This is a genomic window from Exiguobacterium sp. s127, assembly GCF_018618695.1.
Lineage (GTDB): Bacteria > Bacillota > Bacilli > Exiguobacteriales > Exiguobacteriaceae > Exiguobacterium_A > Exiguobacterium_A oxidotolerans.
Map to the genome: position 1 here is coordinate 32,944 of NZ_JACSMO010000003.1, position 19,314 is coordinate 52,257.

General features: G+C 46.6%; 18 protein-coding genes and 1 other annotated feature. All 18 genes read left to right on the plus strand.

The features are described from left to right. Positions 1-6 precede the first annotated feature (6 nt). Positions 7-393 (plus strand): cell division protein FtsL, encoded by a 387-nt coding sequence (gene ftsL, locus KNP98_RS05125; protein WP_088837436.1) that lies wholly within the window; start codon positions 7-9, stop codon positions 391-393. Then, entirely contained in the window at positions 390-2,528 is a 2,139-nt protein-coding gene (locus tag KNP98_RS05130) for a penicillin-binding transpeptidase domain-containing protein (RefSeq protein WP_088837435.1), read from the plus strand. The genes ftsL and KNP98_RS05130 overlap by 4 nt, the downstream gene beginning before the upstream one ends. 106 nt (positions 2,529-2,634) lie before the next feature. After that, positions 2,635-3,954: a UDP-N-acetylmuramoyl-tripeptide--D-alanyl-D-alanine ligase gene (locus tag KNP98_RS05135; RefSeq protein ID WP_088837434.1), complete on the plus strand. Its 1,320-nt coding sequence runs from the start codon at positions 2,635-2,637 to the stop codon at positions 3,952-3,954. Positions 3,955-3,976: 22 nt separating this feature from the next. Beyond that, positions 3,977-4,939 carry a phospho-N-acetylmuramoyl-pentapeptide-transferase gene (gene mraY, locus KNP98_RS05140; protein ID WP_088837433.1) on the plus strand — a complete coding sequence of 321 codons (963 nt, stop codon included), beginning with the start codon at positions 3,977-3,979 and terminating at the stop codon, positions 4,937-4,939. 37 nt (positions 4,940-4,976) lie between these two features. Further along, positions 4,977-6,323, plus strand: a complete 1,347-nt coding sequence (gene murD / locus KNP98_RS05145) for a UDP-N-acetylmuramoyl-L-alanine--D-glutamate ligase (protein ID WP_214765222.1) — start codon at positions 4,977-4,979, stop codon at positions 6,321-6,323. Beyond that, complete coding sequence (gene murG / locus KNP98_RS05150) at positions 6,320-7,414, plus strand: undecaprenyldiphospho-muramoylpentapeptide beta-N-acetylglucosaminyltransferase (RefSeq protein WP_088837431.1); 1,095 nt, start codon at positions 6,320-6,322, stop codon at positions 7,412-7,414. The genes murD and murG overlap by 4 nt, the downstream gene beginning before the upstream one ends. Positions 7,415-7,473: 59 nt before the next feature. Beyond that, entirely contained in the window at positions 7,474-8,247 is a 774-nt protein-coding gene (locus KNP98_RS05155) for a cell division protein FtsQ/DivIB (RefSeq protein WP_088837430.1), read from the plus strand. Positions 8,248-8,475: 228 nt separating this feature from the next. Continuing rightward, positions 8,476-9,780: a cell division protein FtsA gene (gene ftsA / locus KNP98_RS05160; RefSeq protein ID WP_214765220.1), complete on the plus strand. Its 1,305-nt coding sequence runs from the start codon at positions 8,476-8,478 to the stop codon at positions 9,778-9,780. Between the two features lie 43 nt (positions 9,781-9,823). Beyond that, positions 9,824-10,984, plus strand: coding sequence for a cell division protein FtsZ (ftsZ, locus tag KNP98_RS05165; protein WP_029330907.1), 1,161 nt, complete (start codon positions 9,824-9,826; stop codon positions 10,982-10,984). Between the two features lie 80 nt (positions 10,985-11,064). Continuing rightward, entirely contained in the window at positions 11,065-11,838 is a 774-nt protein-coding gene (gene pgeF / locus KNP98_RS05170; protein WP_088837428.1) for a peptidoglycan editing factor PgeF, read from the plus strand. Continuing rightward, entirely contained in the window at positions 11,828-12,499 is a 672-nt protein-coding gene (locus tag KNP98_RS05175; RefSeq protein ID WP_214810825.1) for a YggS family pyridoxal phosphate-dependent enzyme, read from the plus strand. The genes pgeF and KNP98_RS05175 overlap by 11 nt, the downstream gene beginning before the upstream one ends. Positions 12,500-12,529: 30 nt before the next feature. Further along, positions 12,530-13,024, plus strand: coding sequence for a cell division protein SepF (locus KNP98_RS05180; RefSeq protein ID WP_029330904.1), 495 nt, complete (start codon positions 12,530-12,532; stop codon positions 13,022-13,024). 2 nt (positions 13,025-13,026) lie between these two features. After that, on the plus strand, positions 13,027-13,299 hold the full coding sequence (locus KNP98_RS05185) for a YggT family protein (RefSeq protein ID WP_088837426.1): 273 nt from the start codon (positions 13,027-13,029) through the stop codon (positions 13,297-13,299). Next, complete coding sequence (locus KNP98_RS05190; protein WP_029330902.1) at positions 13,299-14,072, plus strand: YlmH family RNA-binding protein; 774 nt, start codon at positions 13,299-13,301, stop codon at positions 14,070-14,072. The genes KNP98_RS05185 and KNP98_RS05190 overlap by 1 nt, the downstream gene beginning before the upstream one ends. A 23-nt stretch (positions 14,073-14,095) precedes the next feature. Beyond that, positions 14,096-14,617 carry a DivIVA domain-containing protein gene (locus KNP98_RS05195; RefSeq protein ID WP_088837425.1) on the plus strand — a complete coding sequence of 174 codons (522 nt, stop codon included), beginning with the start codon at positions 14,096-14,098 and terminating at the stop codon, positions 14,615-14,617. Then, positions 14,618-14,844 (plus strand) — a binding site (T-box leader). 58 nt (positions 14,845-14,902) lie between these two features. Then, a complete protein-coding gene (gene ileS / locus KNP98_RS05200; protein ID WP_088837424.1) occupies positions 14,903-17,638 on the plus strand; it encodes an isoleucine--tRNA ligase in 2,736 nt (911 codons plus the stop codon). Between the two features lie 72 nt (positions 17,639-17,710). Further along, on the plus strand, positions 17,711-18,184 hold the full coding sequence (gene lspA, locus KNP98_RS05205) for a signal peptidase II (RefSeq protein ID WP_088837423.1): 474 nt from the start codon (positions 17,711-17,713) through the stop codon (positions 18,182-18,184). After that, entirely contained in the window at positions 18,184-19,107 is a 924-nt protein-coding gene (locus KNP98_RS05210; RefSeq protein ID WP_088837422.1) for an RluA family pseudouridine synthase, read from the plus strand. The genes lspA and KNP98_RS05210 overlap by 1 nt, the downstream gene beginning before the upstream one ends. Positions 19,108-19,314 lie beyond the last annotated feature (207 nt).

The window sequence follows — 19,314 nt, forward strand, 5'->3', positions numbered from 1 at the left end:
ATTCAGATGGCAGAACCACTTCGTAAACCAGTCCAATCGCTAGAACCTGTTCGTCAGCGCCCAGTTCAAGAACCGACGAAAACGGAAGACATTAATCGTCGCGTCGCCGTCCGTCCGAAGTATCGCCTGTATCCCTTTGAAAAATTCTTATACAGTGCAATGATTGGTGGTCTCGTCTTATTCGGTAGCGCGACGATTGGGGCACACAATGATGCTTATAACGTCAGTCGAGATCTTGCGAAGGAAAATCAAGTGACGCAAGAGATGAAGAAGGAAAATGAACGTCTTCAACTTGAAGTTACGAATTTAAGCTCTCCAGAACGGATCTACAAGATTGCGAAAGAACAAGGTCTTGATATGCGAAAAGGGAACATCAAGGTGATTCCTAAATGAATCCACTTAAAAAGTCCCGTGTGAGAGTAGCCATCATCATGATGATATTTGCTGCTCTCTTTTTTGTGTTTATTGGCCGGTTTCTTTATTTGTCGACAACTAAAAAGTTTCACGGAGAAGATATGATTGCCTACGCGGAAAAGAAACGCTGGGAAGCCGAGTCGACGCTCTCGGCAGAGCGAGGGGAAATTTTTGACCGTCTTGGTTCACCGATTGCGATCAATGTACCCTCTTACCACCTTGTCGCAGTCTACCGGTTAGGCGGCGTTCAAGATCCGGATGCGACAGTCGTTGACTATAAGAAGACGGCGACAGGGCTCGCGCCGATTCTTGGTATGACGGTCAAAGAGCTTGAGACGTATTTGATTGAAAATAAAGACCGCTCGCAAATCGAGTTCGGAAAAAAAGGGAGTGATTTGACGCTTGATCAAAAAGAAAAAATTGATAAGCTCGACCTTCCCGGAATCCGACTGATTGAAGAACCAAAACGATATTATCCAAACGGTGTTTTTCTATCCGATACGCTCGGATTCGTTCAAAAGATGACGGAGGATAACGGACGCGTCGTCTTAAAAGGACAGATGGGGATCGAAAAACAATATGATGATGCGTTACGGGAGTCAATTGGGTCCCGTGTCTTTGAAAAAGATCGAAGTGGCGGTGAATTGATTCAAGGTGGATCGCGTATTTCAAATGAGCCGAAAGATGGCTCGAACTTATACTTGACGATTGATCACCGGATTCAACAAGCGCTCGAAAAACAAATGCAGAAAATGTATGACGAATACAAACCTAAAAATGCGACAGGTGTCGTCATGGATGCAAAAACGGGTGAAATACTCGCGATGACGGATCGACCATCATTCAATCCGAACTTGCGGGATATGACAGATTTCACGAACTTTGCCGTTTCCTCCCGGTTCGAACCGGGTTCGACGATGAAGATCTTTACGCTGGCGGCTGCGATTGATGCCGGTGTCTTTCGGCCGAATGAACCGTATAAGTCAGGTAACTACAACTATAAAGGCACAGTCATCAAGGATTACAATGATGTTGGTTGGGGGACGATTCCAATGATTGAAGGAGTCTATCACTCGTCGAATGTCATGTTCTCGATTTTGACAGCTGAAAAGCTAGGCATCGAGCGGTATAAAGAATACTTTAAGAAGTTTCATTTTGATCAAAAGACGGGTATAGACATCTCGGGAGAAGTAAACAGTCAGTCCGATTTATCAAAACCGTTAAATACGGTCATCACGTCGTGGGGACAATCGACCGCCGTGACTCCGATGCAATTGTTGCAGGGAGCGACGGCAATCGCTGGAAATGGTGAAATGGTCAAACCACACATCATCCAAAAGGCAGATCACGTCGATCAGGCTCCTTACAAAGCAAAAACGGAAGTGGTCGGCAAACCGATTTCGGCTGAAGCGGCGAAGGCGACGCGGGAAGCACTCGATGGCGTCGTCAACAGTAAGCTTGGAACGGGACAAATGTATAAGTTGGATGATTACCGCGTCATCGGTAAAACAGGGACAGCGCAAATTTCAGAGAACGGGAAGTATATCCAAGGAAAGTTCATCCATTCCTTCATCGGAATGGCCCCGAAGGATGATCCTGAACTCATCATGTACATTGCAGTCGATCGTCCATCGAAAAATGAATCATCGGTCTCGGGTCCAAGTATCATGAGTCCAGTTTTCAAAAGCGTCATGAATACAGCACTCCAGTATCGGAGCATCCAGCCCGAAACACAAAAAGAGTCAGTCGATGTCAAAGCAAAAATAACACCGAGCTATATTACAAAAACCGCTGCCGAAGCGAAGGCTTTAGCGAAGGAACAAGGTGCCGTTCCGATTATTTTAGGTGACGGGGCACAAGTCGTCTCGCAAATCCCGTCGCGTGGTCAGGAATTCGTCAGTGGTGAACGTGTCCTTCTTAAAACGGATGATACGTTCAAGATGCCTGATTTGACTGGCTGGTCGCAACGAGATGTCAAAAAGCTCGTCAGTTTGTATGATTTGAAGTTAGATGTGATTGGTAAAGGTTTTGTAACCAAACAATCAGCCCGAACTGGTACACTAGTGAAAGAAAATGGAAAGTTGACGGTTGAACTCGCTGAACCAAACGATTAAGGTAAAAGCGGTCCCTAATTTTCTGCAGGAGAACGAGGACGAACAGGAGTCATTCGTTGACTTTTGAATTCGTCCTCTTTTTCTGTAAATGAGTGGAGGAAATGAAATGGTGACGATAACAGAAATCGCAAGTTGGCTCGGATTAGATGTGACAGACAAAAGATCGCTTCGCCACTTTGCGACGGATTCGAGAAGTGAACTGACAGAAGGATTGTACGTTCCGATACAAGGCGCGCGCGTCGACGGACATTCGTTCATCGATGGAGCAATCGACCAAGGAGCCATCGCGACGTTATGGAAAAAAGGAATCCCGCTTCCGGACGCAGACATCGTCGTACTCGAAGTCGAAGACCCGTTAGCCGCGTTGCAACATATTGCAACACGTTACTTGAAACTCGTCTCACCAAAGGTAGTGGCGATTACGGGGTCCAATGGTAAGACATCGACAAAAGATATGGTCGAAAGTGTATTGAAAACGACGTATCGGACGCATAAGACATCAGGTAATTTTAATTCAGACATCGGCATGCCGTTGACGATTTTGATGATGCCTCGTGACACGGAGGTAGCGGTGCTCGAGATGGGAATGAGCGGCTTCGGTGACATCGAGTTCTTATCACAATTAGCAGAACCGGATATCGCACTTGTAACGAATATCGGTGAGTCTCATGCGGAACATGTCGGGGGGCGTGCAGGAATTGCAAAAGCCAAATTAGAAATCACAGCAGGTCTAAAGCCGGATGGTCATCTATTCCTTGACGGAGACGAAGCGTTACTTGCTGGTGTTACAGGTGAGCGGATTGGTTACCACCACGCAAACACATTTGTCATCGAGCAAGCAGAGGCGACCTTCCTCGGAACGACGTTTCAATTTGCCGGAGCAACATTCCGTATTCCGGTTCTTGGAAAACATCAAGTGCGCAACGCGGCTTATGCGATTGCGACAGCACGTGCACTCGGGGTTGCGGACGAGGTGATTCAGGCAGGGCTGGATGAAGTGAAATTGACACCGATGCGGATGGAACGTCTTGTCTATCACAAGACAGCCATTATCAATGATGCTTATAATGCAAGCCCGACATCGATGAATGCGGCAATCGAGACGGTTGCAGAGCTTGACGGTTATCCGACCCGCGTTGTTGTCTTAGGAGACATGTACGAGCTTGGGGACCAAGAGCGTGAATTGCACGCATCGGTCGGTAAGCGGATTACACTTCCAGTCTCACATGCTATTCTTGTAGGAGAGAAGGGACGGTATATCGCGGAAGGCATTACTGATCCGTCGGTAGTGGTCGAATTCGCAGAGACGGTCGATCAGGCGGCTACGTTGCTTCGTCCGTTGTTGGGTGAACAAACGATTGTGTTGCTTAAAGCTTCTCGTGGAGTAGCACTTGAGCAGATTTTAACGGATTTAAACAAAATTTAATTCTTAAAAGTAGGTGTTTGCAATGATTACATTATTCATCAGTTTAATTGTCGCTTTACTCGTGGTTCTTCTTGTCATGCCAAGAGCGATTCCTTTTTTACACCAGTTGAAATTTGGACAAGAAATTCGAGAAGAAGGACCGCAGTGGCACCAGGTCAAGTCCGGAACGCCAACGATGGGTGGAATCGTCATTTTACTCGCAATGATCGGGAGTTTGATTGCGGCGATGATTACGGGAGACTTAGAAGCGAATCACTTGTCACTCTTGTTCTTGACGCTTGCTTATGGTGCGATCGGATTCATCGATGATTACATCAAAGTCGTCAAAAAACGTAACCTTGGATTGAACTCGAAACAAAAATTAATTGGACAAATCGTTGTTGGATTATTGTTTGTATGGTTGAGTGGTGGGTTTACAAGCGAAGCGACTTACTTAGCGATCCCGTTTACGTCAATGACGTTTGATTTCGGCTTGCTTTATCCACTTGTCGCGTTGTTCTGGTTAGTCGGATTTTCGAATGCCGTCAATTTGACGGACGGATTAGATGGTCTCGTATCCTTTACAGCAATCCCGACATTCCTGTTCTTTAGTTTGTATGCGTGGTTCGTTGCAGATGAAGTAGGGGTCGCGTTATTCGCGATGTCAGCAGTCGGTGCATTGATTGGATTCTTATTGTTCAATGCCCACCCTGCGAAAATCTTCATGGGGGATACAGGTTCGCTCGCACTCGGAGCAGCACTCGCCGGGTTATCCATCCTCTTAAAACTTGAATTGCTACTTGTCTTAATTGGAATCGTGTTCGTTGTTGAGACATTATCTGTGATTTTACAGGTGATTTCATTTAAAACGACGGGAAAACGTATCTTTAAGATGAGCCCGATTCATCATCATTTCGAGATGGTCGGTTGGAGTGAATGGCGGATTGTCGGTACGTTTGCTTCGATTAGTTGTATCGTAGCGTTCATTGCCTACTTGCTTGTTTAATTGAAATTTCCGGATGAAGAAAGTGAGCGATTTTAAGATGAAGAAGTCTGATTGGGTCAACAAAAAGGTCTTAGTGCTCGGAACGGCTAAAAGTGGTATCGCAGCGGCTAAGTATTTGGTCGAAGCAGGGGCAGATGTGACGGTGAACGACGGTGGGACACCCTCGGGAACAGATCAAGATACTTTGCTGAAACTCGGTGTCAAAACGACTTTCGGCGAGCATCCGCTCACGTTACTTGAAGGAGTAGAGCTCATCGTCAAAAATCCAGGGATTCCGTATCAGATTCCGCTCTTGCAAGAAGCACTGGTGCGACAGATTCCAATCTGGACGGAAGTCGAGCTTGGCTATCATGCGACGAATGCGCAATGGGTAGCGATTACAGGGTCAAACGGGAAGACGACGACGACGACGCTTGTCCACGAATTATTGAAACAGCAGACGCGTCCGGTACACTTGGCGGGAAACATCGGCTTCCCGGCGATTGAGATTGCGAAAGAAGCGGAAGATGATGCAATCATCGTGATTGAACTTTCGAGTTTCCAACTGATGGGAATGCACGCCTTTAAACCAATGAGTGCGGCTTTCTTAAACTTATCAGCGGCTCATCTTGACTATCATGGTGATCTTGAATCCTACGCGGAAGCGAAAGCACGAATTTTCCGTAACATGGATGCGAATGACCGCCTTGTCGTCAATGCAGACGATGATGTCGTCATGCGCTTAAGTGATCAGGCAAAAGCAGAGCGGTTGCGTTTTTCACGTAAGAGTCCAGCTTATGCTCGTGTCGAGCAGGACATGATTATGGTTGGTGAAACGCCGATCTTACCGGCCGCTGAACTGGCTTTAGGTGGGGGACACAATCTAGAGAACGTCTTAGCAGCATTGACGTTAGTAGAACCATTCAATATTCCGTTACAAGCGGTGCAGGACGTCTTACGGACATTCGGTGGCGTCGCGCATCGTACAGAGTACATTGGCGAATTCAAGGGACGTAAAGTCTACAATGATTCGAAAGCGACGAACAACGTAGCGACGGAAGCAGCACTATCCGGTTTTAAAGCTCCAATCATTTGGTTATGTGGCGGACTAGAACGCGGTGCTGATTTAACACCACTCGTAGAGTCGATGACACAAGTCAAGCATGTCGTCGGTTTGGGCGAGACTGGACCACGTTTTGCGGAACTGGCACGTCAAGAAAAGATTGATGCAACGGTCGTCAGCGATATGGCGCAAGCAGTACAGGCAGCATTTGATGTCTCACAAGCCGGGGATATCATCTTATTATCGCCTGCGTCAGCGAGCTGGGATCAATATAAGACGTATGAAGAACGTGGCGAACATTTTGTTCGCGCCGTCGAATCGATTGGAGGAGATGCTAAATGAGAATCGTCGTATCAGGTGGTGGAACCGGAGGGCATATTTATCCGGCGCTCGCGATGATCCGCGAAATCGAGCGACGGATGCCGTGTGAAGTGCTATACATCGGAACGGAAAATGGGCTAGAAGCAGATATCGTCCGACGCGCAGGAATTCCCTTTGAATCGATTGAGATTTCAGGTATTCGCCGTTCGTTATCATTTGAAAACGTTAAGACGGGAATCCGTTTCTTAAAGAGCGTGACCCGTGTCCGGAAAATGTTGCGAAAGTTCAACCCCGACATCGTGGTCGGGACAGGTGGTTTCGTTTGTGGACCGGTCCTTTATACAGCAGCGAAGATGGGGTATAAAACACTCGTCCATGAGCAAAACAGTTTACCTGGTATTACGAATAAGTTCCTTGCTCGGTACGTCGATCGTGTCGCGTTATCGTTTAAAGGATCAGGTCACCATTTCGGTAAAAACGAAGCGAAAACCGTTTTAATCGGTAATCCCCGGGCTTCCGAAGTAGCTGATTTGCAAGTCGACCCGGTCATTGAACGGCAACGTTATGGTTTTGAAGAAGGGCGCCCGTTAGTCGTCGTTTACGGTGGAAGTCGTGGAGCGCCAGCAATCAACCAAGCAATCATCGAGATGATGCCGAAGTTCATTCAGATGGATTGGTCGATGTTGTTCGTGACAGGTCAAGTTCATTTTGAAGAGATTACTCGCCAAATCGGAACGGTCCCGGAGCGGATTCAGTTACGTCCGTTCGTCTATGATTTACCGAATATCTTAAAGGCGAGTCAACTCGTCATTTCACGTTCGGGTGCGAGCACGTTAGCGGAATTGACGACGCTCGGATTACCGAGCATTCTCATTCCGAGTCCATACGTCACAGAAAACCATCAAGAAGTAAATGCCTCGTCCCTCGTCGAAACAGGAGCAAGCTTGCTCGTCCGAGAAGCTGAACTGACAGGAGAAACGTTATTCGATGCTTGTAAAACGGCGATTGCGAATCAAGAAGCGATGTCGCAGGCCGCATTCGCTTTAGGGATGCCGAATGCATCGAGTGATTTAGTAGACGAGTTGAATCGCTTGATTCAACAAAAAAACTAAACAGTTGCAGGAATAGACCGATAAGGAACTGAAATTAATCAAGTAGAGGAGGAATGAACGTGAAGGAGCGACAACCGGTAAAAGATACGGATGCCACTGTCAGTAGTCTAGAAGATAAGATTCCTTATATCCGTGAACAACGCCGGAAGAAAGCAAACCGACGTTTAATCTATGTCCTCATCCTGATCGGTCTATTGATTGCTGTCGTATTTTATCTTCAGTCCAGTTATTCGCGGGTAGCGACACTTGAGATTGACGGTGTCGTCAATGTCAAAGAAGAAGACATCATTCAGGCGTCACGGATGAAGGTGAAGGAGACACATGCTTTCAATGTGTCAGAAGAAGCTGTGCTAGAGCGAATCGAAGATGTACCAGGTATACGGGAAGCAACGATGACACAGAGTTTTCTCCATAACTATCAAGTTAATGTCGTGGAGGAAAAAGAAATTGCTTACGCGAAAGATCAACCCGGAGACCGAATCGTCTTAGCAGATGGAACAATCATCCCTGGAAAGTCGAAGGAAGAATTGTTCGATGCACCGATTTTAACAGGCTTTACAGATCAGTCCCTTGAACGGTTGACGAAGGAACTCGTCAAAATCGAACCAAAAGTTCGGAGTCGGATTTCGGAAATCGTTGCAAACGATAAAACCGATAAAGGGGGATTGAAGTTATTCATGACGGATGGCAATACCGTCTTATTGAGTACTTCAGCTTTTTCTAACTCGTTGAATGAATATGTCAAAGTGATTTCAGCCTTACCAAAAGGAAAAACAGGGACGATCACGATTGACGGGGGAATCTATTTCAAACCATATAAAGTAAAAAAATAGAAAATTCCTAGTCATGAGTCAGCAGATTGACAAACGTTTGTTTTCATTAGTAAATAAGTAGGCGTATCGTCATCAAATCGTAATCTATTAGATGGGTAAGTTAGACAATAACTTCTTTTCGTAGGGTTTTATATAGTGTAGACTTAAACGAGAAGAAGTTTATCTTGTTTCCTGAATATATATAGGGACAATCAGTATGAGTATTATGAAAGTGGAGGTGTCACTCCCATGGAAACGAAAGGTACGATTGCCGCACTAGACATTGGAACATCGGAAGTGAAACTCATCGTCGGTGAACTACTCGGTGGGACACTGAACGTGTTAGCGGAGGGTTCTGCACCATCTGCCGGTGTCAAACGTGGCGTCATCGTCGATATCGACCAAACAGTCAATGCCATTAAACAAGCGGTCGCTGAAGTGGAACGGACACTCGGTGAACCGATTGGTGAAGTATATGTAGCAATTTCTGGAGAACACATTCAAGTCAAGGATTGTCAAGGGATGACTTCAATTAAAGGCGAAGACAATGAAATTACGGATGACGACGTCAAAGACGTCTTACACTCCGCAATGGTCATGCGCATTCCGAACGAATTAAGTGTTGTCGATGTACTACCGAAAACGTTTACGGTCGACCAACAAACAGAAATCACGGATCCACGTGGTATGATCGGTTATCGTCTAGAAGTGACAGGGAAGTTGATCATTGGAGCGAAGACGATCCTACATAGCATTAAACGTTCAATCGAACGGGCTGGTCTAGAGCTTGCAGGATACGTACTTGAAAGCTTAGCTGTTTCAAGAATCGCGGCATCAATCGATGAACTGGAGCTTGGCGTCGGCATCATCGATATTGGACATGAGACGACAACATTGTCGATTTATGAAAAAAACGATCTCGTTTACTCGACGACGTTACCTTATGGTGGCGATCATCTGACACGTGACTTAACGTATAAGATGAATTGTAAGTACCAAGATGCAAAACTTGCGAAGGAAGAATACGGAGTGGCGCTTGAATCGTTAGGGGATCCTGAAGAAAAGGTATCCTATGTAACGATTAATGGGGAGCATCGTTTTGAGCCGCAACCTGAGATCGGTTTCGTTTTAGAGGCACGCCTCGAAGAAATCTTCGAGATGATTCAAAAACGGATGACGCAGGCTGGCCATCCACAAATGAATAGTGGCATCATTCTCTGCGGTGGAAGTTCTTCGCTTCCTGGAATCGATCAGCTAGGGAAACGGATTTTCAACCAGAACGTCAACGTCTACCAACCGGCCAGCTTAGGCATTCGTAATCCGAAGTACGCTGTGGCAGCCGGCATGTTACGCTATGTACTCTCAAGAAGTACGGTTTCGAAATCAGGATTTGATCGTGCGGACGAGAAGGAAGTCGTGGCGCAAAATCGTGAACAAGAACAATTGCTTACGAACCCGACACCGTCTCCAGTACGTGAAGAACGAACGCAACAGGAACAACCTCCAAAAGAGCGTAAATCATTCAGTAGTTTCTTTGAAAAGTTTTTTGGTTAATGACTAAAATACAATGAGTATAAAAAATTAGGGGGCCCCTTTTATGTTGCATTTTGATGAAATGATGGACCAAGTAGCTAAAATTAAGGTCATCGGCGTAGGTGGCGGTGGTTCAAACGCCGTCAACCGAATGATTGAACATGGTGTACAAGGCGTAGAATTCATCGCCGTCAATACAGATGCACAAGCACTCAACATGTCGCAGGCAGATGTGAAGCTCCAACTCGGTGCAAAGCTGACACGCGGTTTAGGTGCAGGTGCGAATCCAGAAATCGGTAAAAAAGCGGCAGAAGAAAGCCGTGAACAGTTGACAGAGATTTTGTCAGGTGCTGATATGGTCTTCGTCACTGCAGGTATGGGTGGCGGGACAGGAACTGGTGCTGCGCCAGTCATCGCTGAAATTTCAAAAGAAATCGGCGCATTGACTGTCGGTGTCGTAACGAAACCGTTCATGTTTGAAGGACGCAAACGGATGCAACACGCTGTATCGGGTGTGCAAAACTTTAAAGAAAAAGTCGATACGTTAATCGTCATTCCGAATGATAAATTACTTGAAATCGTTGATCGTAACACGCCGATGCTCGAAGCATTCAAAGAAGCGGATAATGTGCTTCGTCAAGGGGTTCAAGGGATCACAGACTTAATCGCTGTCCCTGGTTTAATCAACTTAGACTTTGCAGACGTTAAGACAATCATGACTGAAAAAGGATCTGCCTTGATGGGCGTTGGTGTTGCGACAGGCGAACACCGTGCAACGGAAGCTGCGAAGAAAGCCATTTCAAGTCCATTGCTTGAAACATCGATTGAAGGTGCAAAAGGTGTTTTAATGAACATCACAGGTAGTGCGAACCTCAGTCTATATGAAGTAACGGAAGCTGCTCAAATCGTTCAAAGTGCAGCAGATGAAGAAGTAAACTTGATTTTCGGTTCTGTTATCAACGATAACTTAGAAGATGAAATCATCGTTACCGTCATCGCAACAGAATTCGAAAACGAGCCACTCGATTTCGAGATTCCATCTGCTCAAGAAATGATGAAAAACTTACTCAAGAAAAAGCAGGCGACTCCAACTCCTGCTGCGACTGAGGAGCCGAAACCACAAGTCGAAGAGACACCTGTCAGCTCGAATCCAGAACCAGCAAAAGGGTCAGATGTTGAAGAAACGATGGACATTCCATCATTCCTTCGTCGGAACAATCGTTAATCGATTTTTTCCAAGACACGACTGCTAGACAAAGAGGTGTCGCGTAAGCGGCACCTCTTTTTTGAAAGGGATGTGAAATGATGTTTGGTCAATGGATAAAGTGGGATACACCGACCGGTACAGTGCGTGCGGCATTCACTACAAAATTTTCAGCGCCGCATGGTATTGGCAATCTTGGATTGCATGTCAATGACGATCGCGATGGTGTCATTCAAAACCGGCAAGTCATCGCCCGTCAACTTGATTTATCGCTCGAAAATTCAGTTTGGGCAGAACAGGTTCACGGGAACCATGTCGAACAAGTGACGACGCTAGATTCTGGACGAGGCGCACTGGATTATGGAACAACGATCGAGGGTACAGATGGATTGGTGACGACGGATGCAAATGTATTACTCGCCATGTTATTCGCGGATTGTGTACCGCTCGTGTTTTGTGATCCGACGACAGGAATTATTGCGAATACGCATGCCGGATGGCGTGGAACAGTCGCGAATATCGTTGAAGCGACTGTCGCCCGAATGGAAGCGGCGGGGGCAGACCGTTCCTCGATTCAAATGGTCATCGGACCCTCGATTCGTGAATGTTGTTATGAGGTCGACCAACCCGTCCTTGAAGCGATTGACGGGCTTGGTCTTGAAGATACGCCCTACACAATAAAAGAAAACGGAAAAGCGATGCTTTCGCTTCAGCAGACGAATGCTGCATTAGCAGAGCGAAGTGGATTAGGTGACATCATTGATGCAGGAATTTGTACGCACTGCCAAGCAGATGACTATTTCTCTTACCGTCATGGGGACCACCAAGGTCGTTTCGCGAGCTTGATCGTAAAGGAGTCATTACATGTCGATTAATGAAAATGTTCAACTTGTCCAACAAAAGATGCAACAAGCGAGTGAAAAGAGTTTTCAAAAAAAGCAGGTACAACTGATTGGCGTGACGAAATCAGTTTCAAGTCAAGTTGCCTCTGTGCTGTTAGAAGCAGGTATAACGGCGCTAGGTGAAAATCGTCCGGAGGGTTTGTCAGAAAAACAAGCAGCACTTGGGCGTGAAGCCTGTGAGTGGCACTTCATCGGGACACTGCAGTCGCGAAAAGTACGTCAAATCATCGATCAAATCGATGTGCTTCACTCACTCGATCGTTTGCATTTAGCGGAAGAAATCAATAAACGTGCAAAACGTCCTATCGATTGTTTTGTTCAAGTCAATGTCTCGGGTGAAGCTTCGAAACAAGGTATTTCCGCAGAAGACATCCATTCCTTTCTACATGAAATCGGTCAATATCCAAAAGTTCGTGTGATTGGACTCATGACGATGGCACCATTGACAGAAAATCAAGAGGAAGTGCGGTCCGTTTTCCGCGCTTTACGCGTCTTACGAGACGAAGTAGCAGCACGAAACCTGTCTTACGCTCCCTGTACGGAATTATCGATGGGGATGTCGTCTGATTATGAGATTGCGATTGAAGAAGGGGCGACACACGTCAGAATCGGAACGGTCCTCGTCCAATCATAAAACGTAGAAGAAGTTGAAAGGAGAATCGAAATGGGATTCAAATCGAAAATGCAACATCTGTTTCTTGGGAACACAGACGATTTAGACGAACTTGAATATGAAAATGATGCTACAATAAATAAAGGTAGAGGTACTGCAGAGCAAGAGTATGAAGAGTACTACGAGGAATCTACCCCGAGTGTTACTCAAAAGGAGGACCCTGTGCGTCAATCGAATATCGTTCCGATTCATACGAAAAAAGCAAAATCACAAGTCATTTTAAGTGAGCCGCGTGTCTTCAATGAAGCACAAGAAATTGGGGAGCATCTCCGTCAAAATCGTGCGGTCATCGTTAATATGCAACGCATGTCAAAAGATCAATCACGGCAAATGATTAATTTTCTTTCAGGCGTCGTCTTTGCACTCGATGGTACGATTACGACAATCAGTCAAAACACGCTCCTCTGTGTGCCGAACAACGTCGAGCTCGCGGGTAGTATTTCAAATCTACTTGGAGAAGATGATATCAATCATAAGGGGTGGTAAACATGGATTCACAAGTTATGTACGCGATTGGGCGTACATTGAGCACGTTACTTCAATATTATAGCTATGTCATGATTGCTTATATTTTACTTTCATGGTTCCCGAACGCACGAGAGTCAAGATTCGGACAAGTATTAGCGATGTTAGTCGAACCGTTCCTCGCGCCTTTCCGACGGATCATCCCGCCCATCGGAGGTATGCTTGACATCTCACCAATCGTTGCCTTTTTAGTGTTGAACTTAGCACAGTCAGGCATTCGAGCAATCTTCTTCTAATGAGCGTCTATGATCACTATCGCGGACATGAGCGGGAGTTCGTCGATCTTGTCTTAAACTGGATCGATCATGTCGAAGCGACCTATACGTTTAAACTGACAGATTTTCTTGACCCACGCGAACAGCAAATCACACGCGAACTCGTCGGAACGAAATGTGCCCTCTTTTTTGAGGGCGGTTTCGAAGGGGCAGAGCGACAGCGGGCACTAATTGCGCCTGATTACTACGAACTTGATGCGAGCGACTTTGATATTGCCATCTATCGTATTCATTATCCTACAAAATTCGTTGAACTATCGCATCGACAAGTAACAGGTACGCTCTTAAACGTCGGTCTGAAACGCGGCAAGTTCGGTGACGTCGTCATTCAAGATCAAGTCGTTCAGTTCGCAGTCGCAGAAGACGTTGCTTCTTATATCGAAGTCAACGTCGAGCGGGCAGGGAAAACGAAAATTCGTTTATCTCGCGTCGAACTAGAAGACCAATTGAAGATCAAAGAACAGGAATGGCAAGAAGAACTTGGATTCGTCAGTTCGCTCCGCTTTGATACTGTCGTCAGCGAAGTGCTTGGTTTTTCGAGACAAAAAGCACAGAGTTTGATTAAACAAGGGGAAAGTAAAGTGAATTATAAAATCGTCGAAGATCCAAGCTTCATGCTTGAAGAAGGCGATTTGCTTTCGCTCCGTGGAACAGGCCGCGTCAAATTGACGGCTATTTTAGGGTCGACGAAACGCGACCGGATTAAATTACAGTACGGATTATTAAAAGGTTAAAAAATGCTGAGGAGGATTTCATCATGCCATTGACGCCACTTGATATTCATAATAAGGAATTTACACGTAAGTTTCGCGGCTATGACGAGGATGAGGTCAACGAATTTCTTGATCAAGTCATCAAGGATTTTGAAATGTTGTTGCGGGAAAACCGTCAACAGCAAGAAGTGATTCAAAACATGCAATCGCGTGTCGATTACTTCAGTTCGATGGAAGAGACGTTAAACAAGTCAATCATCGTTGCCCAAGAAGCAGGAGAAGAAGTCAAGGCCAATGCGACTAAAGAAGCAAGCTTGATTTTAAAACAAGCCGAGCGTGAAGCGGAACAACTGCAAGATTCCGCACAGCGTCGAGCGCAACGGACAGACTTTGAAGTCGAACAGATGCGTAAGAAAATCGAATTGTACCGTAATCGTTTTAAAGTCTTGATCGATGCGCAGATGGAGTTATTGGCAAGCCATGATTGGGACGCGTTTGATAGTTCGACCCGTGGTGCGCTTGACGAGATTCCGGCAGTTGCGTATAATGACGACGATGTCATATAACTTAAATCAATGACAAGGACACGTCTTAATCAGACTGCTGCAAGCGAATCGGGGACTGGTGTGAGCCCGAACAGTAAGTGAGAATGGATATCCCCTTCGAGTGTGAGACTGAACCATTAAGTAAGTCGCACCGATTCGCCCCCGTTATCGGGCTCTTAAGTGGTAGTTCGTACGGTTGAACTACTAGTAGGGTGGTACCGCGAGTTCAAGCCAAGCTCGTCCCTATACCAGGGATGTGTTTGGCTTTTTTTGTATGTTAAATTAAAAGAAGTGAGGGAATGCCAGATGGAGTACAAAGATACATTACTGATGATGAAAACTGAATTTCTAATGCGAGGTAACTTGCCGAAACGTGAGCCGGACATGCAGGCACGTTGGAACGAGATGAACTTATATCAAGCAGTTCAAGAAAAAAATGCTGGGAAACCAACCTTCATCCTTCATGATGGACCACCATACGCAAACGGTGATATCCACATGGGGCACGGATTAAACAAAGTCTTAAAAGATATCGTCGTCCGTTACAAATCGATGAATGGTTTCCGTTCACCGTACGTACCGGGTTGGGATACACACGGTTTACCGATTGAAACAGCGCTCCAAAAATCAGGTGTCGATCGGAAGACGATGTCGGTCGCTGAGTTCCGTGAGTTGTGTGCGAAATATGCGCTCGAACAAGTCGATCATCAGCGTGAACAGTTTAAGCGTTTAGGTGTTCTCGGTGATTATGATAATCCATACATCACGCTCCAACCGGAATTTGAAGCGGCGCAAATTCGCCTCTTCGGTGACATGGCGAACAAAGGCTATATCTATAAAGGAAAAAAACCAGTCTACTGGTCACCTTCTTCTGAGTCGGCACTGGCAGAAGCCGAAATCGAATACCATGATAAACGTTCTGCTGCCATCTATGTTGCGTTCCCTGTCTTAGAAGGAAATAACATCTTAGAGCCAACCGATCACTTCGTCATCTGGACGACGACGCCGTGGACGATTCCTGCAAACCTCGGAATCTCTGTCAGTGCGGAACTCACGTATGCCCGGATCGAGTACGAAGGAAAAGGTTATATCGTCGCAGAGGCGCTTGTTCCTGAAGTCATCGAGGCACTCGGATGGGAAGACGCGACAGTCGGTCGTGTCTTCAATGGGGCAGATTTCGAATACATGAAAGCCAAACACCCGCTCTATGACCGTGAATCACTCGTCATGCTCGGTGATCATGTTACGGCGGAAGCGACCGGCGTCGTGCATACGGCACCTGGACACGGGGAAGATGACTATCGCATCGGACAAGCATACGGACTCGATGTCCTCTGCCCGGTCGATGATAAAGGGGTCATGACGGCGGAAGCACCAGGATTCGAAGGCATGTTCTATGAAGATGCGAATAAAGAAGTCGGTCTTGCGTTAGAAAAAGCGGGCGCATTGTTGAAACTATCGTTCATCAAACACTCGTATCCGCACGACTGGCGGACGAAAAAACCGGTCATCTTCCGGGCAACACCACAATGGTTCGCGTCGATTAAAGACTTCCGTGCGGAAATCCTTGACGAAATCAAAGATGTGCAGTGGGTACCGGCATGGGGAGAAACACGTCTTCACAACATGTTTAAAGATCGTGGCGACTGGGTCATCTCGCGTCAACGTGCATGGGGCGTGCCCCTTCCAATCTTCTATGCAGAAGACGGAACAGAAATCGTTACACCGGAAACAATCGACCATATCGCGAACTTGTTCGCAGAGCACGGTTCGAACGTCTGGTATGAACGCGAAGCAATCGACTTATTGCCGGAAGGCTTTACGCACCCGGCAAGTCCGAATGGTCAGTTCAAAAAAGAAACAGACATCATGGATGTCTGGTTCGATTCCGGCTCGTCACATGCCGGTGTGCTGGCGACGCGTCCAGAACTAGAGCGTCCGGCTGATCTTTACCTCGAAGGTTCAGACCAATACCGTGGCTGGTTCAACTCGTCGCTTTCGACAGCTGTTGCGACAACGGGAAAAGCACCGTATAAAGCAGTCGTCAGTCATGGTTTCGTATTAGACGGTCAAGGACGGAAGATGTCGAAGTCAATCGGGAATACGATTGCCCCAATCCAAATCATGCAACAATTCGGTGCTGAGATTCTTCGTCTGTGGGTTGCGTCAGTCGATTATCAGTCAGATGTCCGGGCATCGATGGACAACTTTAAACAAGTTTCAGAATCATACCGTAAAATCCGGAACACGGTCCGTTTCCTGCTCGGGAACTTGGATCAATTCGATCACACGGCACATCGTGTTGCGTTTGAAGATTTACCGGAAGCAGACCGTTTCATGCGGACGAAGCTCGATCAATTAGTCGGTAAAGTCAAAAAAGCCTATGATGCGTATGATTTCATGGCAGTTTACCAACTGTTGCATAACTTCTGTGTCCTTGACCTGTCTTCGTTCTACCTCGACTACACGAAAGACATCTTGTATATCGAACAAGCAGATGCACCGGCGCGTCGTGCCGTTCAAACGGTCATGTATGATACCGTCGTGACATTGTTACAATTGATGGCACCTGTCTTACCGCATACGGCAGACGAAGCATGGGAATTCGTTCCTGGTGTCGAGACGGCAAGTATCTTCTTGACGGATTTACCGGAAGCAGTCGACGTATCGGAAGAAGGACTTGCACTGATCGCGAAATGGAACGCGTTCCTCGTCTTCCGCGATGATGTCTTGAAGGCGCTTGAAGAAGCACGGGCAGAGAAGCTCGTCGGGAAAACGCTCGAAGCCAAACTCGAGCTCGCACCGAACGAAGCGACGAAGAACTTGCTTGCGACAATCGACCATCTTGAACAACTGCTTCAAGTCTCACACATCGATTTTGTCGACTCGGCAGAACGTAACTATGAGACGACAGCAATCACTGTTTTGAAAGCGGACGGCGAGAAATGTGAACGTTGCTGGACATATTCGACTGAACTTGGTCAAGATCCGGCTCATCCGACACTTTGTCCTCGTTGTACTGCGGTCGTCAATTCTTTATAATGAATAAGGGGAGGGGCGGCTACTGCGACTTCGTAGCTACCCCTCATTATTTTTGATGTGGGGGAAAACAGGATGTGGCTTTACTTAGTGATTGCTGCTTTACTCGTAGGAGTGGATCAATTGACGAAATGGATCGTCGTTCAGCAGATGACGATTGGTCAAGCGATTGAAGTCATTCCAAATTTCTTTTATCTCAATTCATACCGCAACCGTGGAGCGGCATGGGGAATGCTTGAAGGAAAATTCGGCTTCTTCTTCATCGTGACGGTTCTCGTCGTTGTTGGTCTGATTTATTTTCTGTACAAAGAAGGAACAAAAAACAAAGTATTTGCTTGGAGTGTCGCTTTACTACTGAGTGGAGCGATCGGAAATTTTATTGACCGGATGGCGCGTGGGGAAGTCGTTGATTTCTTACACTTTTATCCGTTCGGCTATAATTTTCCGATCTTTAATGTCGCAGACGTCTGCTTGACATTTGGAGTGATTTTGATGCTGATTAGCGTCATGTTCGAAGAGCGTTTGACGAAGAAGGGAACGATTGATTAATGAATGAACAACAAGTATGGACGGTCGAAGCAAAAGGCGCGACAGGGCGAATCGATAAATGGTTGGCTGAACAACAAGAGTGGTCGCGTTCGCAAGTGCAAGACTGGTTAAAGGCGGGGCACGTCGAAGTAGACGGACGCATCGTAAAACCGAACTATAAGATGACGGGAACGGAAAGCATCACCGTGCATATCCCGGAAGCCGTCGAACTCGAAATCTTACCGGAAGACATTCCGCTAGATGTCGTTTACGAAGACAGCGATGTCATCGTCATCAATAAACCAAAAGGCATGGTCGTCCACCCGGCAGCAGGACATGTGTCAGGAACACTCGTTAATGCGTTGCTTCATCACTGTCAAGACCTCTCAGGCATCAATGGGGTCAAACGACCAGGAATCGTTCACCGGATCGATAAAGATACATCGGGTCTCTTGATGGTCGCTAAAAATGATTTAGCCCATGAATCGCTTGCGCAACAATTAAAAGATAAGACGACGGAACGTCTTTATATCGCGCTTGTCCATGGCGAGATTCCCCATGAACTCGGAACGATTGAAGCACCGGTCGGCCGTGATAAAAATGACCGTCAACGGATGACGGTCACGGACAAAAACTCAAAAGCAGCGGTCACGCATTTCCGTGTCCTTGACCGGTATGAAGGCTTTACGGTCGTTGAGTGTAAACTCGAAACAGGACGGACTCACCAAATTCGTGTCCACATGCGCTATATCGGATTCCCGCTCGCAGGTGACCCGAAATATGGACCGCGGAAGACGATGAAGATGAATGGTCAAGCACTCCACGCAGCGGTTCTCGGATTTGAACATCCACGGACCGGCGAATGGTTGACGTTCGAAGCACCACTCCCGGAAGAGATGACGTTTGAGATCAGTCAGTTGAAAAAACTTGAATTAGAGTCTTGACGTTTTTCTGATAAAACGGTAGAGTAACACCTAGAGAGCGATGCGAGACATCAGCCTCACCAAATCGGTCGTCCGCGTGACGATCCTACAAAATTAGAACACCTTTAATCGAGTCCGGAGAGGCTACGAAAGGGAGACACCGTAACGCGTGTAAACACATGGCTTTGCTATGTACACATCTGTCTTCAACAACCTCCTGCCGATTAA